The 23,470-nt window shown below is 48.2% G+C and carries 17 protein-coding genes, 1 other RNA gene and 1 pseudogene; 12 read left to right on the forward strand and 7 right to left on the reverse strand.

Going from position 1 to position 23,470, the window contains the following annotated elements; genetic code table 11:
- The first annotated feature begins 82 nt into the window (after positions 1 to 82).
- Positions 83 to 1,036, forward strand: coding sequence for a threonine/serine dehydratase (locus LZD49_RS09810; RefSeq protein WP_234667163.1), 954 nt, complete (start codon positions 83 to 85; stop codon positions 1,034 to 1,036).
- Between the two features lie 120 nt (positions 1,037 to 1,156).
- Positions 1,157 to 1,636, forward strand: coding sequence for a hypothetical protein (locus LZD49_RS09815; RefSeq protein ID WP_234667164.1), 480 nt, complete (start codon positions 1,157 to 1,159; stop codon positions 1,634 to 1,636).
- Positions 1,637 to 1,938: 302 nt separating this feature from the next.
- Here LZD49_RS09815 and LZD49_RS09820 read toward each other — a convergent pair whose 3' ends face one another.
- From LZD49_RS09820 to lpxK, 3 genes are read right to left on the reverse strand one after another with little or no spacing between them, the layout of a single operon-like run.
- A complete protein-coding gene (locus LZD49_RS09820; RefSeq protein WP_234667165.1) occupies positions 1,939 to 4,845 on the reverse strand; it encodes a PD-(D/E)XK nuclease family protein in 2,907 nt (968 codons plus the stop codon).
- A gap of 19 nt (positions 4,846 to 4,864) precedes the next feature.
- The gene (locus tag LZD49_RS09825) at positions 4,865 to 6,850 is read right to left on the reverse strand and encodes a putative porin (protein WP_234667166.1); all 1,986 of its coding nucleotides are present in this window, start codon (positions 6,848 to 6,850) and stop codon (positions 4,865 to 4,867) included.
- An 8-nt stretch (positions 6,851 to 6,858) separates the two neighbouring features.
- On the reverse strand, positions 6,859 to 7,914 hold the full coding sequence (gene lpxK, locus LZD49_RS09830; RefSeq protein ID WP_234667167.1) for a tetraacyldisaccharide 4'-kinase: 1,056 nt from the start codon (positions 7,912 to 7,914) through the stop codon (positions 6,859 to 6,861).
- A gap of 67 nt (positions 7,915 to 7,981) precedes the next feature.
- On the opposite strand from lpxK, the gene LZD49_RS09835 reads away from it, so the two are divergent.
- Positions 7,982 to 9,082: an o-succinylbenzoate synthase gene (locus LZD49_RS09835; protein WP_234667168.1), complete on the forward strand. Its 1,101-nt coding sequence runs from the start codon at positions 7,982 to 7,984 to the stop codon at positions 9,080 to 9,082.
- Here the strand turns inward: LZD49_RS09835 and hemF are convergent.
- From hemF to LZD49_RS09850, 3 genes are all read right to left on the reverse strand, one after another.
- Positions 9,050 to 9,961: an oxygen-dependent coproporphyrinogen oxidase gene (gene hemF / locus LZD49_RS09840; protein ID WP_234667169.1), complete on the reverse strand. Its 912-nt coding sequence runs from the start codon at positions 9,959 to 9,961 to the stop codon at positions 9,050 to 9,052. The genes LZD49_RS09835 and hemF overlap by 33 nt on opposite strands.
- 106 nt (positions 9,962 to 10,067) lie before the next feature.
- A complete protein-coding gene (locus LZD49_RS09845) occupies positions 10,068 to 11,549 on the reverse strand; it encodes a M56 family metallopeptidase (protein WP_234667170.1) in 1,482 nt (493 codons plus the stop codon).
- Entirely contained in the window at positions 11,542 to 11,916 is a 375-nt protein-coding gene (locus tag LZD49_RS09850; protein ID WP_234667171.1) for a BlaI/MecI/CopY family transcriptional regulator, read from the reverse strand. The genes LZD49_RS09845 and LZD49_RS09850 overlap by 8 nt, the downstream gene beginning before the upstream one ends.
- Before the next feature lie 138 nt (positions 11,917 to 12,054).
- Here LZD49_RS09850 and LZD49_RS09855 point away from each other — a divergent pair, with 138 nt between their 5' ends.
- From LZD49_RS09855 to LZD49_RS09895, 9 genes and pseudogenes are all read left to right on the forward strand, one after another.
- A complete protein-coding gene (locus tag LZD49_RS09855) occupies positions 12,055 to 12,582 on the forward strand; it encodes a hypothetical protein (RefSeq protein ID WP_234667172.1) in 528 nt (175 codons plus the stop codon).
- Complete coding sequence (locus LZD49_RS09860) at positions 12,561 to 12,812, forward strand: hypothetical protein (RefSeq protein WP_234667173.1); 252 nt, start codon at positions 12,561 to 12,563, stop codon at positions 12,810 to 12,812. The genes LZD49_RS09855 and LZD49_RS09860 overlap by 22 nt, the downstream gene beginning before the upstream one ends.
- Positions 12,785 to 13,264 (forward strand): hypothetical protein, encoded by a 480-nt coding sequence (locus LZD49_RS09865; RefSeq protein ID WP_234667174.1) that lies wholly within the window; start codon positions 12,785 to 12,787, stop codon positions 13,262 to 13,264. The genes LZD49_RS09860 and LZD49_RS09865 overlap by 28 nt, the downstream gene beginning before the upstream one ends.
- 187 nt (positions 13,265 to 13,451) lie before the next feature.
- Positions 13,452 to 13,823, forward strand: a transfer-messenger RNA (tmRNA) gene (gene ssrA, locus LZD49_RS09870).
- A gap of 145 nt (positions 13,824 to 13,968) precedes the next feature.
- Positions 13,969 to 14,391 carry a site-specific integrase gene (locus LZD49_RS09875; protein ID WP_310590483.1) on the forward strand — a complete coding sequence of 141 codons (423 nt, stop codon included), beginning with the start codon at positions 13,969 to 13,971 and terminating at the stop codon, positions 14,389 to 14,391.
- Positions 14,392 to 14,488: 97 nt separating this feature from the next.
- Positions 14,489 to 14,749: a hypothetical protein gene (locus tag LZD49_RS09880; protein ID WP_234667175.1), complete on the forward strand. Its 261-nt coding sequence runs from the start codon at positions 14,489 to 14,491 to the stop codon at positions 14,747 to 14,749.
- A pseudogene (locus tag LZD49_RS36025) lies at positions 14,746 to 14,790 on the forward strand (hypothetical protein); the annotation flags it as partial. The gene LZD49_RS09880 and the pseudogene LZD49_RS36025, both read left to right, overlap by 4 nt.
- A gap of 3 nt (positions 14,791 to 14,793) precedes the next feature.
- Complete coding sequence (locus LZD49_RS09890; RefSeq protein ID WP_234667176.1) at positions 14,794 to 15,174, forward strand: hypothetical protein; 381 nt, start codon at positions 14,794 to 14,796, stop codon at positions 15,172 to 15,174.
- 221 nt (positions 15,175 to 15,395) lie between these two features.
- Positions 15,396 to 16,004 (forward strand): hypothetical protein, encoded by a 609-nt coding sequence (locus LZD49_RS09895; RefSeq protein ID WP_234667177.1) that lies wholly within the window; start codon positions 15,396 to 15,398, stop codon positions 16,002 to 16,004.
- Positions 16,005 to 16,370: 366 nt separating this feature from the next.
- Here LZD49_RS09895 and LZD49_RS09900 read toward each other — a convergent pair whose 3' ends face one another.
- Positions 16,371 to 23,435, reverse strand: a complete 7,065-nt coding sequence (locus LZD49_RS09900) for an SGNH/GDSL hydrolase family protein (protein ID WP_234667178.1) — start codon at positions 23,433 to 23,435, stop codon at positions 16,371 to 16,373.
- Positions 23,436 to 23,470: the final 35 nt, after the last annotated feature.

Below are 23,470 nucleotides of genomic sequence, written 5' to 3' on the forward strand. Positions count from 1 at the left end.
ATCTTCACAATTTAAGGGGTCCGTCTGCAAATGACGGACCCCTTTCTTTTAAGCAGGAACAATTTTCATAATGCACATTGACATGACAGGAACTGTACCGACCAGAGAGACCATAGAAACGGCCCATGAGCTCGTTAGGCCCTATATTCATCACACACCGGTGTTGAGATCGCAATTCCTCGATAACCTGTCCGGCGCGGAGTTATATTTCAAATGCGAAAACCTGCAAAAGATCGGTGCATTTAAGGCAAGGGGAGGTCTCAATGCTGTGCTTTCGCTGTCGGCTGAGCTGCTGGCAAATGGAGTTATCACGCATTCTTCCGGCAATCATGCACAGTCAATCGCATTTTCGGCGCAGAAGATCGGTGCAAAATGTTATATCGTGATGCCCGAGAACTCACCGAAAGTCAAAATCGCTGCAGTAGAAGGCTACGGAGCCGAAATCACCTTTTGCAAGAATACACCCGAGGAACGTCAGCGGACAGTTGACGAGATCGTCGCTCGCACGGGAGCAACATTTCTGCACCCATTCAATAATTATGAGGTAATCGCAGGCCAGGCAACCGCTGCCAAGGAATTGATCGAAGACGCAGGCATCAAATTGGATGCGATCGTTGCGCCGGTAGGTGGTGGTGGTTTGCTCAGCGGAACGGCGTTATCTGCCAAATATTTTTCACCCGAAACAAAGGTGTATGCGGGTGAACCGGAAGGGGCGGCAGATGCGGTGTTGTCTTTCCGAAGTGATAAAATCGAAAAAGCGCCTTACATCAACACCATTGCCGACGGCCTGCTGACCCACTTGGGCGATAAGACGTTCCCGATCATCAAATCCGAGGTGACGGACATATTCACGGTTTCCGACGAGGAGATCATCCAGGCTATGCGCTATTTGTGGGAGCGTATGAAAATCGTGGTGGAGCCCTCAGGAGCCGTTTCGACAGCTGCGGTTTTGAAAAATAAGGCTGTTTTTGAAGGAAGGAAAGTAGGTATTATCATTTCCGGCGGTAATGTAGACCTGGGGAGGCTGCCATTCTGATAACGCATTGAAATGAAGATTTTTCCGTTCCGATATGCGCATTCCGGGGCGGTGCCGTTATAGTAGGAAATTTAGGATGCGTGTTTATATTTGAAAATTGTTTACACTTAAAGTTGAAGTATGAAAAAGTTGATTTTTTGCTGTCTGGTGGTTTTAATGGGCGCTTGCAAGGACGACAAAAAGGATCCTGAACCGGAAGTGGATTATGCGGGGAGCTTTGTAGGAACTTATGAAACCACTACAGTGGACGGCGGATTTACCAGTCATTACAAATGGGAAGTTGCTACGGAAGCGAAGAACCAGCTAAGCGTCAAATATACCAAGAACACCGAAATCATTGTATCTGGTACAAAGGTTACTTTAACCCAGGAATATCCGATGGTGGCGGTGAAAACTACGGCGCAGGATAACTTCGAAGTCAATGAAAAAGTGGATGTTACCCAAAGTACAGGGGCCGCATTAAATGTGCGCCTCAGTGGTATAGGGAGTAGGATCGTGAATACGAGCGGTGTGCAGCAAATCAACATCACGCTGAAATCCTCCGAAGCCAGCACCAATTTGCCGGACGAGGAAGTGTACCTGGAATTAAAGAAGAAATAACGTACTGGAATGCATCAAAAAACGCGGATGAGATCACTCACCCGCCTTTATTCTTAAGAGGCATTTTTGATTTTTTGATATTAAAGGGACAATTCCTTAAAAAGCATTTGAGACTTGTCCGCAAGGACAATAAACGGGAACGTAATACCTACGACGAGGCAAGTTATTATAAAGGCCAACAGCCATATGATGAAGAAGGACAATTTTGCTATAACGATCATACCGTAAACGATTTTTTTAGAAAAGATCGCATTGTTTACGTAATGGTTGCAAGCTTACCCTGTTATTTTTCAAGCGGCAAATTACCGACCACAGATTCCCTTAAAATCGCAGAATTTGCAGGTTGTAAGGTCGTCGGTTTTGCGGAAAGGAATATCCGGGTCGAGCATTACGTTCAGGATGTCTGCCAGGATCACTTCCGATTTTTCAATGAATTCGTCGGGGGCGAGCTGGTCTGTAATTTCCAGTGGATTGGCGATCAGGTTTTTAGGATCGCGGAAAGAGTAGAAGCCGGATTTTACCGCATATTCACCGAAATTATAGTTGTTGCCGCGCAATTTCAGCCCGTTCTCCTCCTTCATCCGGCGGTACATCAGGTATTCGTACACCCACAGTTGCCGCACATACCCCATTTTGCGGTCGGGATCGAAGCGGATCACTTCCTCCCGGCTTACCGGATCGGTAAGTTTTTGTTTGCCGGTCAGCTCCACGCTTCCCGTTTTGTAATCCATCACATACAAAGTACCCTCCTCGGCGAGTTCGATACGGTCGATCTTTCCGCCGATGCGCACGGGCGTGTAAGCACCCTGCAACACCAGCTGTATGCGTGTGTTAAGCGGCTGTTCGGCAGCGAGGATCTTTCTACGCGGTTTCTGGGCCATTTGATGGCGCAGGAAGGTCAGGATCTGCTGCTCGCCGATTTGGTAATAAATGCGGTTGAGGCCAAGGTCGGTCACGTAGCCTTTGAAAAGCCGGTCGAATTCCTCGCGAAGGATCGTGGTAATTTGCCCCTCCGAAGGATCGTTGTCGACCAGGAAAAATTCGAGGTCCAGGCGTTCCAGCGAGGCGTGCAGCCAGGTACCGATCTTGTCCATCCCGAGTTCTTCCTCCACCTCTTCCTTTTCTTTTACACCGGCAATATGTTTGAGATAAAACTGCATGGAGCAGCGGATGAACTCATTAAGGTGGGTAGGATAAATGCCCTTTCCATCGAGATAAGCACGGATGGCAGCAATGAGCGCGTCGTCTTTATGGACCACCTCTTCCAGTTCCTGCTGTTGCTGCGGTTCAAAAATGATCGTTTTATTCCCGATATGGATCTGCGGATTATAACCGGCCAGCTCGTATTCGATCTGGCGCAGAAATCTGCTTTTTTCACCCCCGCCGGGTGCATCGTTGGTGCTCGTGTAAAGTATATGGATTTCCGAAGCGCGTTGGAGCAACCGGTAGAAATGATAGGACATGACTGCTTCCTGATGCTGATGCGTCGGCAGCCCCGCGGCTTGCGCGGCATCAAATGGGATCAGTGAATTTTGTCTTTTAGCTGTCGGGATAATGCCTTCATTGACGGACAAAATAATGATGCGCTCAAAATCCAGCGCACGGGTTTCGAGCATTCCCATGATTTGCAGGTTGCTGATCGGCTCCCCGCTGAATGGAATGCGCGTCTGCCGGATGAGCTCAAACATAAATGACCGCAGCGTCCGCAGCGTTATTAGTTCGGCGCGCTCCTCGATCGTCTGCTCGAATTGTTTGAGTAGTGTGTAAAAAAGATAGAGATACTCGGTTTCCAGCGCATTTTTATAATCCTTATAAACCTCCCGAAGCAACTCGATTAGCTGATAGAAAGAGCGGATCACCTGCTGTGCATTGTTTTTTTGCCAATGGGTAAACAGGATTTGAAACAAAGGATGGTTGTCGCCTAATGCGATCAGTTCCTCGGAGCTCAGGAATACCTGGTTTCTTTCGGTGATCTCGCGCAGAGTTCGCTGGATAATAGTCTGGCCGTCTTCCAGCGGCGTTAGCGCTACGTATTCATAATGCCGGATAAATGGGTGGTTGAGGATTTTGTCAATGGATTTGTGTCCGAATTTTGGGATACGGATCATTTTGCCGCTTTTGGTCCGGAACTCCACCACGTTTTGCTGCAGTTCGAAAATGCCGTCGATAAGCGTGTATAGCAATGAATTGCGCATCGAAAGCCCCATGGTCACGTTCAGGTCGCGGACGGCCTCATCGAGCGAATAGAGCATCGGTAACAGCAAATTTTCGTCGGCCAGGACAATGGCGGTGGGTATGGGCGCATCGTCCGGATCGAACCGCTTCATGCGCTGGTAAAGTTCGCCTGCGACTTTGGTTTGCAGGGTGGCATTAGGTACGCCGTAGATCGTAATGTGTTTTTCAGTTGAAAGCAGATCGTCGCCTGTCCAGTTCCAATCTCCGAACTCCTTGCCGCGCTGGTATTCGCGAAGACTTTTCCCGGCTTCCACCATGGTATTTTCGGACATGTAATACTGGTCCGAATCCCACAGCACCTCTGCTTTTTTGGCCTTGACCAATGCCGATACGATCACCCGCTCCGACGTTGTAAATGCATTGAAACCCGCAAAATAGATCCGCTCGGCTTCTGTTCGCGTATCTGTGAGCCCGGCAATGTCCTCTGCCAGCTCGCGATAAGCCATTCCGCGATAGGCTTTCCCTTTGGCCAGCAGCCGCTCCCTGAATGAGCGGTAAACCTTATTGATATTCTCAAAAAGGGAGAAATATTGCTTCGATCCGCCTTCACTTTGCAAGGTTTTACCCTCGGGAAGGCTTCCCTGCCAGCGTGAGAGCGCATGAGATTCCGAGAGGTATTCAAAAAGAAAATCAGTCTTGACCAGGTACTGATCGATTTTATCCAAATCACTCAGTAATACCGAAGCCCAACCCATAAAGCGGTCGAATTGGACATCCGGGTCGATTTCCTTGAAAGTTTCGTACAGATCGAAAAGCAAATGGACCGGATCCTCTATTTCGAGGCTGCAAATGCTTTCGACAAAATCGTCGATCGCCATAATGCCAGGACTCATTATCGCCTCGGTCGTTTGGCCGGCCAGCTCCTGCATCAGGAAAAAGGCCGCACGTCGCGTCGGTACCACTATTTGCACGCGGTCGAGCGAGGTATGGTTGGCCAAAATGCGTTTGGCGACGAGGTTCAGGAATGATGGCATCGAAAAAGAATTTGGTCGGCTAGTCGAAAAGCGGCCAGTTGATCCCGAACGAAAATGCTCTCGCAAGGCCCAGGTAGCCGGGTGTGACGTAATAACCCTTCGGGAAAAGGCCGAAGTTACCGCCCTGGTTAAGATAAGACATTTTAAAGAATAACCGTACGCGTGTAATGCGGACATTGGCAAAGCCGTCGACTACCGTGCTCTGGTTTAAGGTGGTATTGTTTTGTAAATGAAATTGCTGTGTGATCGGCATGTAGGCGTCAGCCAGATATGCGGATCGGTACCGGGCCGCCAGACCGAGCTGAATGAATAACACTTTGGCATACACAAAATCGAATGTAACCTCGCCGCTCGCGAAGACCGTGGGAATCCGTATCACGTCCTTGTTGTCGTTCAGTGTGAGGTAAGCCATGGTTGTGAAATTCCACCGGTTCAGATGAATGCCCGAGTTGAAACCCACCCGAAGCAACCGGAACCCGGTATTGAGCTGGCGGGGAACCGCCACGGTATCATAATAAATGTAATCGTTGATCTGATGGATCTGCGCCTCCGGTACGAACTCGATCTTTTTCGTTTTAAGGGCAAGCGACGCGTAAATGGTCTGGACCTTGGTGGGATCAAAATTGGTACGCCAGTCGAAATGGTTGCCAAGGTAACGCTGCGTAAGCAGATCGGGGGCCGTTTGAATACTCTGAAAGCCTGCTTTGCCCCAACGGGTATTTAATTCACCTTTCAGCCGGTACTCGACATTTTTAGCCAGGTTCAGATCGGCCTCGGCAGTGACATACTGGACGGAATCTTTTAAATAATAGCCCAGCCAAGCACCGATGATATTGTCGAATTTAAGGCCGGTACGATATGTCACATACGGATTTCCGGTTTCATTGGTAGGCTGGCCGATCGAGCGCAATCCGTAGAACCGCTGCCGGACATAAGCACGATAATTGAATCCTTCATAAAATCCTTTGATACCGAACTTGTTATCAAAAAGCTTATAGTAAAGATCCTGCCGCGTTAGCTTTGTATCAAATTTTGGAGTAGGATAGACGTCCTTTTCAACTCCTCTTGAAATGTCCTGATCCGTATAGCGGTCGATCACACCCTGATAATCGACCTGCTGAAAAACCTGGAAGCCATTGGCAAGCCGGTATTGCTGGTAAACATGGAACACATGGCGCCGCTCCCAGGAGTTGGCATTGTCGCTGATACTGGCCGCTCCGTCATAAGAATACGGGTCGATCACGCCATCTTCGACATTCGGGATCACGCCGCCCTGTTCGCGCACCTTCATGTTCATATGCCGGTAATGCGCGAGTACCAGGTATTTTTTGTTTTTAGAGAAAAAGCTGGTGTGCGCGAGAAACGTCCAGTTCTGGCCCAGCAATGCGCCGGAATTAACGGTGTTGGCAAAACCGTAAACTTTATTCGAAGTCAAACGCGTAGCGCGCATGCCGAAGTTGAGGCGCTGATGCACATTTTGGGTATAGGCAAATGTCCCGAGCGACGCTTTTTTAGGCCCCGACATAAAGTCGAGTTCGGTATGCTGCGATTTGGTATCGATGTAAGCCACATCTTCCTGTTTAATCGCATAGGCGTCGTATGCGCGGAGACCCAGTTGTGTCCCAATATCTTCGCGAGGCTGGAAAAACAGGTTCCTCGATGCCGTAACGTGGTTACCAAGGTCGGCTATTTTGCCCCAGGATCTATCTATAGGCATCCAGCGATGGAAGTTGGTCAGGCCCGTGTCCACCCGGTAACGCACCGAGTCGCGGTTATTGAAAATATCGTTTTCGTAAAAATGAAGCGTGGTTTGCGGGCCATAGATGGTCTTAGTACTGTCGTCCAGAATAGACTGACCTCCCCCTCCTTTCGAGCCGCCTCCGCCGCTACCACCGCCACCCGGCATCCGTATATTTCCCGGAAGCTTCACCTGTCCATAGGCAATGGGTATGGAGACGAGGAAGCTGCATAAAATACACAGTATGCTATATAAAACAATTCTCATAGAGGAAACTACATTCTGCCGTTTTCAAACCGGTTGCCGATTTGTGAAGTGATCCATTGGACAAAGGCTGGCTCGTCGTCCCCGAAATCCACGGAAACGGGAATGTACGCAAATCGTGCTGCGTAGCCTTTCGAAGCAACCAACGGCTTTAATTTGACCATATCCTTTTCAGTCGTAACCACAAAAGTATCGCTTTTTAAGTTCTTAATAAGGTCTTCGACGTCGTTGGCGGTGTAATTGTGATGATCTACAAAGACGCGTCGGTCTCTAACGATGAACCGGGTGGTCAAATATGCGGCGAATGGCGTCGGATTTGCGATGCCCGCGACCATTTTAACATTCTTTAACTGAACAGGCGTGCTTTCATAGGACAAAGGTGCTTCATAACGGGTAGTGGCAAAGAAAACCGGAACACCCTCCCGCGTGTAGCGGCTTATATGGTTACAAATATTTTGTTTTTCGGAAACGTCGCGAAATGCCGGGCATTTGGTAACGATCACCGCATCCGCGCGCCATGCGCCATGCCGCCGCTCCCGTAGCCGACCGGCAGGGAAGGGGTGGTCCTCGTAAAACGGCCGGTTATAATCGTTCAGCAAGATATTGACGTCGCGGCGAATGGCGCGGTGCTGAAATGCGTCGTCGAGCAGCAGCAGTTCCACGTCCGGGTGCCGTCTGTTAATTTGCAAAGCGCCCTCCACCCGTTTTTCACAAACCGATACATTTACATCCGTGCCGAATTTGGTATAAAACTGAAAAGGCTCGTCGCCGATCGAACTGGCGGAGGCGGTGGCGTCGGCCTCCACAAATCCTTGGGTCTGGCGGCCATAGCCCCGGCTCAGGATTGCCGTGGGTATTTGCTTTGAATATAAATTCGTGAGGTACTCGATGACCGGCGTTTTGCCCGTTCCGCCGATGGTAAGGTTTCCAACCGCGATGACTTTTTGCGGTACTTTTTGGGAACTCAGGATGCCGTTGTCAAAAAGGATATTGCGCACATCGGTGATAAAACCGTAAATCCATGAGAGGGGCAGTAATGCTTTTTTTATCAGGCGCAGTTCTTTCATCCTGGTGCATAATTACGTAAATTTTGTCTAATATTGTGCCCCTTTTAAAATCTGACACCACAAAATCATGCCGTTAAAAATTGTGTATAAGCCACATACGCTTCATTTTCGCAAGGAAGCAGGCACCTCTCGCGGGGTACTTACACAAAAGACATCCTGGATCGTCATCATTACCGACTCCGAAAAGCCAGGTGTTGTCGGATATGGCGAATGCGGGCCGTTACCAGGATTGAGCGTCGACGATATTCCGGATTTCGAGGCCCAACTAGCGGACGTTTGTAGCATTTTTAACGACCTCGACCTTGATGTCTTTCCATTCAATCTAGGCATTATCCTCGAACAGCTTATTCCGGAAAACCTGCCCTCCGTCCGTGCGGGCGTGGAGATGGCTTTGCTTGATATCATGAACGGAGGTGAACGCATTCTTTTCAAAAATGGCTTCTCCAACCATGGTGAGGGCCTCCTGATGAACGGGCTGATCTGGATGGGTTCTTACGATAACATGCTGGGACAAGTGGAAGACAAGCTTTCTCAGGGGTTTACGACCTTGAAAATGAAAGTCGGTGCGATCGATTTTGATCAGGAATGCCGGATATTGGAAGCCGTACGAAATCGGTTTGATAAAGATGCCATCACCCTTCGTGTAGACGCTAATGGGGCATTTGCAGCGGAGCATGTAAAAGAGCGGCTGGCACGCCTGAGCGCCTTTGACCTGCATTCGATTGAGCAGCCGATAAAAGCGGGGCAATATAAATTAATGGCGGAGCTTTGTGCGTCGTCGCCTGTCCCGGTTGCCCTGGATGAAGAGCTCATCGGCATTGTTGCTTACCGGGATAAATTTGCATTGCTCAAAAAATTGATGCCTCGTTTCATTATCCTGAAACCTACGTTACTTGGCGGTTTCACGGCTACCAGCGAATGGATCGAGATCGCCAACCGGTTGCATATCGGCTGGTGGGTCACTTCTGCATTGGAATCTAATATCGGACTTAATGCTATTGCGCAATATACGGCCAGGTTCAACAACCCGCTGCCGCAAGGGCTTGGCACCGGCCAGCTTTATACCAATAACTTTGATTCTCCGCTTACGGTCGAAAACGGGCATTTATACTACCGGAAAGAAATAGCCTGGGCATTACCAAGCCACGCCCTTGCGGAGCCAGCCTAAGGTTTCGGCTTCCGAAGAACCGGGCTCCGGAACAAAGTTATATTCCCAGTTGGCCTGAGGCGGCAGGCTCATCAGAATGGATTCGGTGCGGCCGTTGGTTTCCAGGCCAAACTTGGTTCCCCGGTCCCATACGAGATTAAACTCCACATATCGTCCCCGGCGCAGGTATTGCCATTGTTTTTGCTGCTCGGTAAATGGCTTATCGCCATATTTCTGCATCAGGGCCGTGTAAACGGGCGCAAAGTTTTCACCTACATCTTTTACAAACTCGAAAAGCTGCTCTTTTGAGAGACCCTGGCCATTTCCGGGTTCATCGGGTTTGAGATAATCAAAGAAAATACCACCGACGCCGCGCGTTTCGTTCCGGTGCTGGATGAAAAAATAGTCGTCCGCCCACGTTTTGAATTTGGGATAAAAATTGGTATGGTGCTTATCACAGGCTGTTTTGAGCGTCTGGTGAAATGCACGGGCATCTTCTTCTACCACATAATGCGGGGTAAGATCGATGCCGCCGCCGAACCAGCAGGTGCCATTATCGAGCTCAAAGTAGCGCACGTTCATGTGTATAATGGGTACGTGCGGGTTACGCGGGTGCATGACGATCGACACGCCTGTGGCGGTGAAGCGAAACTCTTCGTCGTCGTTCAGGTTCATTTGCTGCCGGAGCCTCGGATGAAGTTCCCCCGTAACACTGGAAAAGTTGACCCCGCCTTTTTCGATCACATTGCCGTTTTGGATCAGCCTGGTTCTGCCGCCGCCACCGGAGTGGTGCTGCCACAGGTCTTCGTGGAACTTCGCGGCACCATCTTCCTTTTCAATATCCTGGCAGATCCGGTCCTGCAAATCTTTAAAAAACGATTCTATATCTTCAACTTTCATATTTGAACGCTTATTCCAACGCCCAAAAGTACGACAATATGGAGTAAGGAGGCATAAAAAAACCAGAACGCGGCTCCTGCTTTTTGAATTCTGACAGTGCCAACGATTATCTTCTAAAGGTTGCCGGTTTCGTGCCGACCCAGCCTACCCGGGTGATAATGACGCGGTTATTGATCCGTTGTTCGTAGGTTTTATCAAAATAGTCGTTGGTCATCAGTTCCAGCTGATATTTGTAAATGCGCCCTTTTTTCGCTGCGCCCCATAATTTGCTGTGCCAGTATTCGGCAATATCCGAGTATTTGTATTTGTTCAGCTCGGTGTTGGGGACGTGTTTACCGTTGATCCAGACACCGTATAATGTTGGTTTTTTCCAGTTTTCAAACAGTTCCGGCGTTGGTGCCTGTTTCACGGGAATATCCATTTGGAATAGCGTAATACCGGAGTCAATCAGCACTTTCTGTTGTTCGGCGCTCATTTTAACGAACAGCTCGTACATCCGGTCTTCGAGTTTCGGCTCCATGGTTACCATCGGGTCTGTGCGGCCCCTTTTGTTCTTCACGTACCTGGTGTGGCTTTGAATGGCGGTGTTAAATTCGTCTAATTCGGCAGCGGATATTCCGTTGCCGGGGCCACGGTTCGTGAGCTTCTTGCTGGCAATTGGCTTGTTCGCTGCTGTTTTAGGCGTTTTTTTGATTTCGGGTTGAACTTGGGAATAGATTTTCTCTGAAAAAACAAATGTTAATCCCAACGCGAGTACTACCACGGCAGCTTGTTTGAAATACTGTCTGTTCTGATCTTGAATTTTGGTCATCATGGCTAGTCGTTTTTTGGTGATAGAATAATTGAAGCTGCTCGACAGACTGACCTCTTTCCCCCTAATGGCTGTGTTCAATAGCATTAGCTGGTAATTTTTTACATTATCATATTGAGACAGCACGGTTTCATCGGCCAGGAATTCATGGTTCAGCCGGATTGCCCTTTGATAGAAATAGAGGAACGGGTTAAACCAAAAGAATACGGTGAGCAGTTCGATACCGATAACATCCAGCGAATGCATTTGCCGGGCATGGGCGAGCTCGTGGGCGATGATTTCGTTTTGAGTATCCCGACGGTCGAATGAAGTTTCAGCAATGAAAATATTGTTCAAAAAGGTGTACGACACGATGTCGCCTGGGACGAGCACCAGATTTGCTTCGCCCATAAGAACCGTCCTGCATTTGGATTTCAATTTTAAAATAGACCTTATATTCCACATAAATCGCAGCAGCAGTACCAGGCTGACCGCCGTATAACAGAGCCAGGGAAACAGCGTGAGCCATTGATTTTGCGGCTGTGGTGTGAAACTGCGCGTTGTTTCGGTGACAGGGATATTTTGACCTGATAATACGGGCAGATTATCCTGAAAGACTTCCCTAACAGGCTCGACTGGTATTTCAAAGCTTACAAACGGGACTGTCAATGCAAATGCCAGCGAAAGCAGCAGGTAAGCGCGGTTGAACCGGAACATTTTCTCCCGTTCGAGGACCAAATGGTACATCGCGATCAGAATACCGGAGCAAATGATGCATTTAATAAGGTAGCTAATCATTTTGTTTGCGTTTAATTTCCTCGTCGATAATGTCCCGCAGCGCTTCCAACTCCTGTGCGGTCAGGCTTGTTTCTCTCGCAAAAAACGACCCGAACTGAGAGGCGGAATCGTTAAAGAAGGTCTTGATGATCCCGTTAACCTGTTTTGAAAAGTATTGGGACTTCCTAATCAGCGGATAGTATTCCCGCGAATTTCCGTAAAGCTTGTACGCTACAAAACCCTTGTCCTGCATCCGTTTCAGCAATGTGGCGATGGTTGTAGTCGCCGGCTTAGGGTCTGGAAAGCATTCAATGAGATCCTTCAAAAAGACCTTTTCCTTTTGCCACAAATACTCCATTAACTGTTCTTCTGTTTTGCTTAGTTGCATGGCTTCTTCTACAAATAGGTAATGTACTCTACAAATGTAGAATGAAATTTGATTTGTAAAAACATTTGTGAAAAAAATTATAAATAAATAGGCGTTGGAGGGCTGACATGCACCCGAACGCAGTACCGCAACAATATTTTGAGCACGCAGCTCCTTGGTACCCCGAATCTGTCCTTCAACCTTAATTTTCCGACATCGAAAGGTGCCAGGCTCACTGTTTTTGGAATGGGCGGCATTAGCCGCAATACTTTGGATCCCGGTAAAGACACCACCGCCTGGGAATTTGAAAAAGAGGGCTATAATATCATTTACAAAAACAAAATGGGGGCTGTGGGAGCCACATATGACCAGCCGCTGGGCCGCAAGGCTTCGATCCGGACGGTACTGGTCGCCGGTAAAATTTCGTTGAACACGACACTGACACACAGGGTGAGCGCCCGGGAGCGGTTCAAAAGCGGAGTATTCCTGACGACCCAGAAATACCGAACACCGCCGGTTGGGCCGGGTGGCGATGTGAAATCCTGGCTGGTGCAGCCATTTGTCAGCTGGTCCTTGCAATTTGCCCCTTCGCTTACCAGCGAGATTGGCCTGCACGGGATGATCAGCAAGGTGGAGGAAGGTATAAAGCCCGGGAGCATTGTGGTGTGGACTCGAGAGCGGCGTTGAAATGGCAGCCCGCTGGCGACAAGCAAGTGAGCTTTTCCTATGGTTTGCACAGTCAGATGCAATCGCCCAATGTCTATTCGTCGCTTTACGGGATAACAGATGTGGCCCAGAATTTCGATTTAAAGCCAACGCGTGCACACCATTTCGTGTTGGGCTTCCAGCAGTTTTTCAATAAAAAGAGCAGCCTGAAATCGAGGCATATTTGCAGCGCCAGTTCCATGTACCGGTAGGAGGGGACATGCGCGACAATTATTCGGCCGTCAATCTCGTCGAAGAGCGCGCTGACGGCCGTTTTGACGGCGGGCATACATTCAGTTTCACGGCAGGGGAGGAAATAAAATCGGGTAACCAGAGCTTGTGGTGCATTAATACAAAAGTGCTGTGGCTGGGCGGGTTCAGGGACAAGCCGATCGATCTGGAATATTCCCGGACATTGCAAACCACCATTTATGAGCAGCATAGTGCCTATTTTGTAAAGATGAAAGACTACTTCCGCCCCGATCTGCGCATCTACTGGAAGAAGAGCAGGGCGCATTACAGCAGGACGCTGTCGATTGATTTACAGAATGTGTCGGGCACGAAGAACGAGGCATACCGGTATTTTGACAAGCGGAAGGATGATGTGGTGACGCAATATCAGCTGGGGCTGATTCCGGTGGTGGGTTGTCGGTGGGAGTTTTAGATTTTAATGAGTGAGTGAGTTTAGAGTCAGTTAGTTAGAGGTTTCTAGATCAAAAAAATGCTTGGTGGGCGAACTTTCGTGGGTTAATATGTGTAAATAGCAATGCGATTGGACTTTAATTTGGGGCTGTTGCTGTTTGTAATCTATAAACGCATACGGCCAACGGGTTAGAGCTGAAAGCTAAAATGGGGGTGACTGGAATTGACAGCGGGCTGAGGTTCTGTGTGTAAGCATGTCGGGAGTTGAGAGTACCTCCCGGAAATAATATTCTCAAACAATAACTGGCGAATCTACTTACGCCATGGCTGCTTAATCCGGAGGATTAACCAAATGCCATCATCTCTCCACCCCACGTGCTGCCGGGTGGATCCAGGGGTGTCGAACCGCAGCGCTGGTTGGTATATTGATGCGTAAAACCAACAAGACCCTAGTATCTAAGGCTTTGACGCGGGTCCGCCGTGCACCTTGTCAAGCCCGACAATCTAATCACGGATAAGCATGTAGAAGGCGCAGGGTTTCCCTGTTCTGGACCGGGGTTCGACTCCCCGCATCTCCACGAAAAGCGATCCTAAAAGCTATCAAAAGTCTGTAAATCATTGATTTGCAGACTTTTTTCGTTTATGGCCTCGTCAGAACTTTCAAAAAATCTCAAAGTTCTGGTGAGCAATTCTATTCGCTGGAGATACTAACTTGAGGACATTGAAATCACCCGCCTAGATTTCCAGTTTATCGAAGATTATGAGTCTTGGCTAAAAAGTCAACGAAAATGCAACCACAACACGACCATGAAATACCTAGCCAATTTCAAGAAGATTGTTTTGTCCTGTGAGAAACGAGGGTGGCTACTTAAAGACTCATTTGAGTCGTTTAAAATGGGCAAGCATGAGGTTGATCGCGAGGTGCTGACGGAGGCAGCGTTAAACAAAGTAGTTGTGAAAAAGATGCCGACCAGTCGTTTAGATCAGGTTCGGGACATTTTTGTGTTTTGTTGCTACACGGGTCTTTCATATGCGGATGTCCACAAGCTCAAACGAAGAGAAGTAATAGTAGGAACGGACAATAGTCGTTGGATTACTATAAAACGACAGAAAACAGACACCGCCTCGTGCGTTCATAACAGCAGCTAAATAAGTGGCCCGACTTATGGATGACTATTGAAAGCCGCCCAAAGCTTACGGCATAATGGCGGCTTTTCCATTGTGTGACACAATAAGCTGGGCAGGAATGGATCAGAAACGACAGGTTAGTGGGCTCATCGAGAAAAGCGGGCTTTCGGCCAGTCAGTTTTTTCTGACACTGGCGCTGGGAATACCGTTCAAAAGGCCTAAGAAAAAAACGCTTCCCAAAGCGACCGCTGGCACGATCCTGATCTTGGAACAACTTGCAGGTGGAGCACAGCAACAAAACCCGACCATATCGATCACAAGATCTCACGTATCCGTGAATTACGCGGTCTTAAGCAGGAGTATGTCGCGCACGAACTGAACGTCAGCCAGCAAACCGTATCGAAAATCGAGCAGAGCGAAACGGTGGAAGATCAGATACTGGAGCAGATTGCAAAAATTCTTGGAGTGACCCCAGAAGGAATTAAGAATTTTAGTGAAGAAGCAGTCTTCAATTACTTTAACAATTTCAGCGACAACAGTATAAACCAGGGGCCGATAGGCTCATACAATGTATGCAATTTTAATCCACTGGACAAGGTGATTGAATTATACGAACGTCTTTTGCAGAGCGAGCGAGAAAAAATAGAACTTCGAGGCTTTCTGCCACGCGGTTTTCCGGTGTATTCCGGAGCTACATTGGTGACGATCACCGCCGAGAATGTACCGAAAGAAATTAGCCCAACGGACGATCTTGAAGGCATAAATTCAATCTTAGCAAACCTGGCGCATTATCTGGGAGACTAACATGCTGGCCTGCCTCTCCGAATTTGAAATAGACACAGCGCTCACAGGAGTTTTCTTGTTAGCCACACCTTTTTGGGAGGGCGACCAAGATCGGGTAAAAGCATTCAGACTCCGCGGGCGAATTCGTTGGAATGGTGGCTTCGAGCTTGCTGCATCCGAAGAATTGCTACGTCATGATGATTCAGCGAAGTTCCCTTTATAAACATTAAACTTACTGCGATATGCTTCAAAATCGCGTGAACCCTTACGGACAACTAATTTTTACCGCTGCGCGGGGACATTGGACGGGGAATCGTGGCGTAATTCATAATGACCGCAAAGAAATAATACGAGCATTTAGGTTAAGGCCGTGGATCACCTGTCTGCTTCGGTTTAAGGGGCGTCACCGTGTCGTTATGACTCCAAACCGCTGGACAGAACTGTTCTTCTTGGATGAAGCTACCGCATTTTCCGCCGGGCATCGGCCATGCGCCGAGTGTCGAAGAGAAGATTTCAACCGGTTTAAACGATGTTGGACGGAAGGAAATCCGCAGCATGGTTTTGACCTAAAAACACCTATTGCCCAAATAGACCAAGTCTTGCATCAAGAGAGGATAAACGGTAAAACCAAAGTAACGTTCCAGGCAGAGTTCGATAAGTTGCCGGACGGTGTGTTCATCAGCCACGGCAGCCAGCCCTATCTAAAAATGGCCGAAAAGCTTCATTTGTGGACGCCCTTTGGTTACGAACCTGCAAGTCTTTTTTTGGATACCTATGTAGACGTATTGACCCCACATTCTTTGGTAAGTACCATTGCAGCTGGTTACGATCCGCAGATAGCGCTACTTTAACGAATCGACCTGCGACTGACGGTAGTGTGCTGATTGGAGGCGCGATTCGTTAGCCGACCAAAGAACCGCCTTTATAACAGCTGTATTATGACAGTAAAGAAATCTACGAGTTTTATTATAGTCCCTGAAATACTTGCTTCGCATCTTGCATTGAACGCATTATGCAGAATGATCGAGACGACACTACTCGAAATGGTCGGAAGGCCAGTGCCCAATACTGCTGTACCTAACGGTAATATCATCTCCTTCTTAAAACAGTAGAAACCTCCTCATTTGTTCAAAGCATTAGATATCACTGAATTCGATATTTAAATAAAGCTGGAAGTGAAAATAATTTTTCATTTCCAGCTTTATTTAAATAATCTTCTAAGGGGCCGTCAACGTAATGGTGTTGTAGGCCGTGGTGAACGTAGTGCTCGCAGTTTTCACTTTGGCGTAAAAGCGATAGGTGCCCGGATTGAGAAAAGGGGTTGGCCACTTTCCGGCTGCGCTACCCTCCTGAGCGGATAGCTTGTAAACACCTGGTTGACTGCCGTCAGCTATCGCATAGCCCATCATGTTATGAAATGTGTCGGAAGTGGTTGATGCCCATATCTCTACACTGGTTATAGCAGAGCCTGTCGGGACGCAGGCCGTGACGCTGATGGCGGTGATCACCCTGCCGGCGGTAATGGTGCTGGCAGTACCCACCACACTTGCGTTATTCGCTGGCGATAGTACACTGGCCGTCAGGGCAGCACAACCCGTGACAGGCGCGGTCAGTGTAACGGTAATGTAATTGGTCTCGAACGTAGTCGTTGCGGTGTTTACTTTGGCGTAAAAACGGTAAGTGCCCGGATCGAGCAAAGCTGTGGGCCATTTCCCGTTGGCGCTGCCCTCCTCAGCCGACAGCTTGTAAACACCTGGTTGACTGCCATCAGCTATTGCATAGCCCATCCGGTTGGGGAATCCACCCGTACTGGTTGTCGCCCAGATCTCAACGCCGGTGATGGTCGAGCCTGTTGGGGCACAAGTACTGACGCTGATCGCAGTAATCACCCGGCCAGCGGTAGTCGTGCTGGGCGTACCCACTACACTGGCATTGTTGGCTGGCGAGATCACATTGCCCGTCAGGGTAGGGCAACCTGTGACAGGCGGAGCAGTGAGAGTCACCGTAATGTAATTGGTCGTGAACGTATTGGTGGCCGTGTTTACTTTGGCATAAAAGCGGTAAGTGCCCGGATCGAGCAAAGCGGCAGGCCATTTACCATTGGCGCTGCCCTCCTCGGCCGCCAGCTTGTAAATACCCGGTTGACTGGCGTCAGCTATTGCATAGCCCATTCGGTTGGGGAAGGTTCCGGTACTGGTTGTCGCCCAGACCTCTACGCTAGTGATGGTAGACCCTGTGGGTGCGCAAGCGGTGACGCTGATCGCAGTGATCACCCTGCCGGCGGTAGTCGTACTAGCCGTGCCCACCACGCTGGCGTTGTTGGCTGGCGAAATCACACTGCCTGTCAGCGAGGGGCAACCTGTTACAGGCGGAGCCGTGAGCGTAATGGTATTGTAATTAGTTGTGACCGTAGCCGTCGCAGTTTTTACTTTGGCATAAAAGCGATAGGTACCCGGATCAAGCAAAGCTGCGGGCCACTTCCCGTTGGCGCTGCCCTCCTCGGCCGACAGCTTGTAAACACCTGGTTGGCTGGCATCGGCAACTGCATAGCCCATCAGGTTATGGAATGTATCCGAAGTGGTTGACGCCCAAATCTCGACACTGGTGATCGTGGTACCTGTGGGGACACAAGTGGTGACGCTGATAGCGGTGATCACCCTGCCGGCGGTGACTGTGCTGGCAGTACCTACTACACTGGCATTGTTAGCTGGCGAAAGCATACTGGCCGTCAGGGTAGAGCAGCCTGCACCCAAATCAAGTCCTGCATAGTTTTGCGGACCGGCAGCAGTCCCACTCCATGTATTTGTCAATAGGCCATCAAAAACTACATTATAGCCGTAGTTGGTCGGATCGTTGTTATAGGCAGTTGAAGAGCCAAATCTTGATCCGTTTAGTTTTACACTTCCATTATAAAACTCCAATTCTTTTATGTCCCCATAACAATCGGAATCTGCTAAAAACCGCACATACCGCCAGTTCGTAGTTGTTTGAATGGCATACTCGTTCCATCCGGCAACCGGTGTTCCACCAATCGTGACCAGTGTCGTCCAGCCATTGGCATTAGACATATCATTTGATCCCTGGATAACACTGCCGGCAATACGGCTAATGCAGCAAGTTTCGGAACGGTTGTATAATCGAACCTTCGTGATATTGCCTGTGGTAGGCGGGGCCGTGAGCGTAATGGTATTGTAATTAGTAGTGACCGTAGTGGTCGCAGTTTTTACTTTGGCATAAAAGCGGTAGGTACCCGGGTCGAGTAAGGCTGCGGACCACTTCCCATCGGCACTGCCCTCCTGAGCAGATAGCTTGTAAACACCTGGTTGGCTGCCATCAGCTATTGCCTTGCCCATCAGGTTATGGAATGTATCGGAAGTTGTCGATGCCCAGATCTCTACACCAGTGATCGTGGTCCCTGTGGGTACACAAGTGTTGACACTAATGGCGGTGATTACCCTGCCGGCGGTGACAGTGCTGGCCGTACCCACTACGCTGGCATTGTTGGCAGGCGAGAGCATACTGGCTGTGAGCGAGGGGCAACCTGTAATAGGAGGAGCTGTCAACGTTACCGTAATGTAATCGGTGGTGAGCGTTGTGCCCGCAGTGTTTATCTTGGCGTAAAAGCGATAGGTACCCGGGTCCAGAAAAGGCGTTGGCCATTTTCCGGCAGCACTACCTTCGTCAGACGACAGCTTGTAAACACCTGGTTGGCTGGCATCGGCGATCGCATAACCCATCCGGTTAGGGAATCCGCCGCTGCTTGTTGTCGCCCAGATTTCTACGCTGCTGATAGTGGTGCCTGTGGGGACGCATGTGGTGACGCTAATGGCAGTGGTTACCCGTCCGGTGGTTGTGGTGCTAGCCGTGCCTACCACACTGGCGTTATTGGCAGGCGAGGTCACACTGGCCGTCAGGGCAGAGCAGCCTGCACCCAAATCAAGTCCCGCATAGTTTTGCGGACCGGCAGCATTTCCACTCCAGACATTTGTCAGTTGACCATCAAAAACCATATTATAGCCGTAAGTGGCGGGATCGTTGTTGTAAGCGGTTGAAGAGCCAAATCTTGATCCGTTTAGTTTTACATTTCCATTATAAAACTCTAGTTCTTTTATGTCTCCATAGCAATTAGCTCCTGCCAGGAACCGTACATACCGCCAGGCCGTAGTAGTCCGGATTGTGTATTCATTCCATCCTGCAACCGGAGTTTCAGTAATAGTAGCCAGGGTAGTCCAGCCATTAGGATTGGACATATCGTTTGATCCTTGAATAACACTACCGGCAATACGGGCAATACAGCAAGTTTCGGAACGGGGATATATTCTGACTTTGGTGATATTACCCCCGATGTTCGATGGCAAATCGACATTTTTGACTTTACTCCAGATGCGGTCCGCGATCTCCAACATCCCGGCGTCGCCCGGATGCCGGTCGCCCGTATTGTTAGGGAACGCAGCCATTGATACCGGGTCGTTTCCAGCCAGATAAACAGGGTTCGATATCATATCGCTCAGACTTACGAAGGGCAATCCACGTTCAGTAGCCACTTGCTGAATTTTGGCATCAGCGAGCGGTTGGTCCGGCCACATTGAATTGGTCAGGATTACTTTTGCGCCGGGCGCACTTACTGCCAGTACTTTATCGATCAACGTGTTATATGCTCCTTTGAAATTGTTAAGCTCGACCTCAGAGTTCAGCACGTTTTCCCCCAATCGGATAATGACCAGGTCAGGTTTCCATGATGACGACCCGAAGCTATTCTTAATACGGTTTTGAAGAGCCGTGAAATCGTAGGTAACCCAACCCGCAGGGCTGCTGATATAATCCCGCTCAAAAGGTGCCTCCCACAAGGGTAGCACCTGTGCGTTGGCATCGAGTTGTTTGAAACGGGCTTCCAGGATATGCGCAAAATCTTTTGCCTGTGTGGATGATGCGCGTCCCCAGCCCCCGGCTGCGGTCAACGCAGGCGATTGCCAGCCATCGGAACCAGTCTGAGCTACTAGTTTGGTAATGCTGTTACCTATAATAACTACCCGGCTATATTTGCCCGACCCGGAGAGTGTCGGAGTAACGATCGGTTCAGATACCAACTTGGGTGTACTGCACCCCGAACTGTTAATCAGGTTATACGAGTTGGATTGAAGTAAGTTGTTCCAATGATCTTTTACCGTAACTAACCGGTTAAAGCCATCATATGCATAGAACGTGTTAAAGCTGGCGGGATCCTTAATGGAGGTAATCCCTACCAAAGGCTTGTAGTCGTAAGTTGTGGTCTGGTTACCAATTGTTTTAGAAGCCAGTAGCCCTGTTTTGGATCCTCCATAGTAGGTCAGAGTAGTAGTGAGATTGTCGTTATCAGTGAATTTGACCGGTTCACCACGAAGCGTATAAGCATTGGCAGGGTCATCAAATTTGACGACAACCTTTTTGTAGTCAGAATCATAATTAAAAGAAAAGGATGAACCATTCGCACGAATTGATGAATTGACTACAATAGTCTTCGCTGCTGTAACTGAATATTGTAATGTTTTTTCCGGCTGAATATTGATGAAGCCGCTTGCTGCGGGGTATGATCGGTACAGGTTCAGGAAACCATCAGCTATACCCAGCGTTCCATTATCATTATTCCAAATCTGCCGCTCAACCAACAGGCCGCCCATATTGTTCGCCTGCATTATGCGAATAGCCTTGCTTGGTTCGTCAAGAAGAACACTGCCTGGCACAACTACATAGTCAATTGAATACCGGTCCTTTGTTACAGTTGTTTTTGAATTTCTTGTTGTTTTTGTTTCAACGGGAAGTCCAATCGAGTTGTAGGATATGTATTCTGTTTTATCCTCGGTACTTTCGGTTTGGCCTTGCGTGTAATTGAAAACCTGTTCTTTATCTAGTTTGTATTGATAAGTGTAAATACGATAAGGAAAGCCTGAGCATCCGTACCGCCCTGATCCCGGGCATACTGCAACACTATTTCTGTACATGCCTTCGACAAAGTCGTTGGATAGTGCTTTGTATGTATTTATTTTCTTTAACACCGGTTTGTTCGAAGCATCATATGATTCTTCACTCAAAAGCAGGCCGCGCTCGAAGGATTTGTCATAAAAAGGCTCATATCTGCTTGCATCGCTGCCCTGAATACGTAGTGTATTGGGAACCGGCAGATCCATGTGAAATGAACCGTCTGGTGACTCGTAGTTTGTGTAGGTGTATACTTTGTAGCTGTTGTCGCTATTTTTTTCTACGACTCTACTATATCCAATGTGAGTGCCATGCGAGTTGGTACTGGTCGGTAAAAGATTTTGTAGTGAATAAATGTCCTGAGTAATAGAGCCTTCTGCATTACAAACAGATATTTTATATGCACCTGACCCATAAACGGGTTTGCCGGACGAAATACCGCTCGATGATCCATCTGCAAGCAGGTATTCATACTGCTTGGTCGACAAAACAGCATTGCTTGTTTCCTTACTGGTAATTGTTTTAATCCGAAGCCCGCCAAGTGCCTGAGTAGCATCTGTAACCAGGGTGATGCTTGCATCCTTGTTTATAGATTGATACTTTTTGGAAGTATGTTTCTCAAAGTCGAATTCCGTATACCCGCCAGTTGGATACGTTACTTTCTTCAAACTACCGCTTCGCAATATTTGAATATTGGTGGAAGAAGCTTTTTTAGCTTCATAAGTAGAAAATCCGGTAGCGGGTAGCGTACTGATATCGTATTCAAGTCCGTTGAAGAAACCCCAGTGATCTGTTTTATCTAAGGCATCCAGATATTTTGGTAGCGCATAATCTGTGTAATATTCAAAGTCATATTTGCTTAGACAATTTTCGTCACTGTTAGACAGATATTTTACATTATTAAGTGTGAGCCTTTTAGTGGTATCGCTACTGTATCCGAATTTAATATTGTTAACAATTGAACCGTCTTTGTTTGCAACCTTGATCTGATCTAATTGCTTCCACACCAGTTTGTTTAATAGTGCCCCTATCCGTTGATCAGGCCCGCTACTAACACTCCCCAGTACTCCGTTATAATTTAAGTAAGGAAAAATGTCAGTGGGCACATTTTGTAAATTACCTCCCGGTTGATCAAAATAAGGCTTTAATATCCTTGTTTCATATTTAAGCTCATTGGTGCTGGATCGCGTAAAAGTGATAGAGTGCTGATCACCGGTAATTCCATCAAGATAAACCGGCCTCGTTAGAACACCGGCAACGTATCCACTGGTTGAGCCGATTGAAGAACCACCGCATTTAATTTCCATGGATATCACGCCTGACGTACCTGAACTACTGTTATAAGATCCCGCAGTATGCGAATTATAAAAAGAAGCAACAAACTTTCCATCGCTGCAAGCATTTGCACTGTAATTAAACGTAACCTGTTGCCCTTGCGGGGTTATTATTTGTGTTAAATACCATGTATTGGCTACCCAAATGTCCTTTACCTTGTAATTTTGTGCAAAGCCCGGCCCGTTAAAGAAACTTGTTGAATATTCTATGGCGTCAGTTGTTCCGCCAAAGACGTACCTGGTTCCATCAACAGTAGTTAGTGTGAATTTGCCAAATGTTTTTGGATTATTGCCTGTTGTTGTGGTTGAGATGAGAACGCCAACAGAGCCGTCACAAGTTGCTTGAAGACTATTAGGCACATCCATAAAATTAGGGTCGACGGTAATCTTAATTTTTGAATTCGACCTAGCAACCCAATCTCCTTTTGCATTTTGATAAAAGCTTCCCGATATGCCCATGAAGTTAAAATTGAACTCATCCGGGTCGGTGTCTGTCGCAGCCGCGACAATTTGTTTTGTATATTCAGGTGTCTCCCAATTTAGCTGATTCAGAACGCCATGGCTATGATAATAACCTGAAACGCCTTTATCATTAAATTCATCCAGTATCCCTTTCATCTTGCGGGTGATAGCTCCACCGGCGTTTAGATTCCAGTTCGATCCCACCCATCCCGGGTGTTGATTGACCCGCACACCCGAGGCATGATAACTTAATGTAATGGGAACATTAATTTTTCCTTCTTGCAGCGTGTACAGGGGAATGGTCACATTCGGCATGCCCGTGTATAAAGAAACGGGTACTTCCCCATACAAGCCTAAACTCGCCGCATTTGGACTAGGGAGTGATACATCTGGTCTTTGAAATTGCGCCAATGAAATGCTGCCGGATCCCACCCAGAGAAGGAGGAAAATACTCAGATAAATAACAAATTGCCTTATCCTGGTTTTTGAAAAAACATAGGAATCCCTAGAAGGCACAATGAAGGCTTTCATAATGATAAAATAAAAGACGGTGAGGACTAAATAAG

The organism is Dyadobacter sp. CY261 (assembly GCF_021440085.1).
GTDB lineage: Bacteria > Bacteroidota > Bacteroidia > Cytophagales > Spirosomataceae > Dyadobacter.

What these genes read in the sequence shown, in the direction of transcription:
- LZD49_RS09900 (WP_234667178.1), bottom strand. Translation starts at nt 23,435, where the DNA reads ATGAAAGCCTTCATTGTGCCTTCTAGGGATTCCTATGTTTTTTCAAAA.
- lpxK (WP_234667167.1), bottom strand. Translation starts at nt 7,914, where the DNA reads ATGAAAGAACTGCGCCTGATAAAAAAAGCATTACTGCCCCTCTCATGG.
- LZD49_RS09845 (WP_234667170.1), bottom strand. Translation starts at nt 11,549, where the DNA reads ATGATTAGCTACCTTATTAAATGCATCATTTGCTCCGGTATTCTGATC.
- LZD49_RS09880 (WP_234667175.1), top strand. Translation starts at nt 14,489, where the DNA reads ATGGATCAGAAACGACAGGTTAGTGGGCTCATCGAGAAAAGCGGGCTT.
- LZD49_RS09820 (WP_234667165.1), bottom strand. Translation starts at nt 4,845, where the DNA reads ATGCCATCATTCCTGAACCTCGTCGCCAAACGCATTTTGGCCAACCAT.
- LZD49_RS09895 (WP_234667177.1), top strand. Translation starts at nt 15,396, where the DNA reads ATGCTTCAAAATCGCGTGAACCCTTACGGACAACTAATTTTTACCGCT.
- LZD49_RS09815 (WP_234667164.1), top strand. Translation starts at nt 1,157, where the DNA reads ATGAAAAAGTTGATTTTTTGCTGTCTGGTGGTTTTAATGGGCGCTTGC.
- LZD49_RS09850 (WP_234667171.1), bottom strand. Translation starts at nt 11,916, where the DNA reads ATGCAACTAAGCAAAACAGAAGAACAGTTAATGGAGTATTTGTGGCAA.
- LZD49_RS09825 (WP_234667166.1), bottom strand. Translation starts at nt 6,850, where the DNA reads ATGAGAATTGTTTTATATAGCATACTGTGTATTTTATGCAGCTTCCTC.
- LZD49_RS09810 (WP_234667163.1), top strand. Translation starts at nt 83, where the DNA reads ATGACAGGAACTGTACCGACCAGAGAGACCATAGAAACGGCCCATGAG.
- hemF (WP_234667169.1), bottom strand. Translation starts at nt 9,961, where the DNA reads ATGAAAGTTGAAGATATAGAATCGTTTTTTAAAGATTTGCAGGACCGG.
- LZD49_RS09835 (WP_234667168.1), top strand. Translation starts at nt 7,982, where the DNA reads ATGCCGTTAAAAATTGTGTATAAGCCACATACGCTTCATTTTCGCAAG.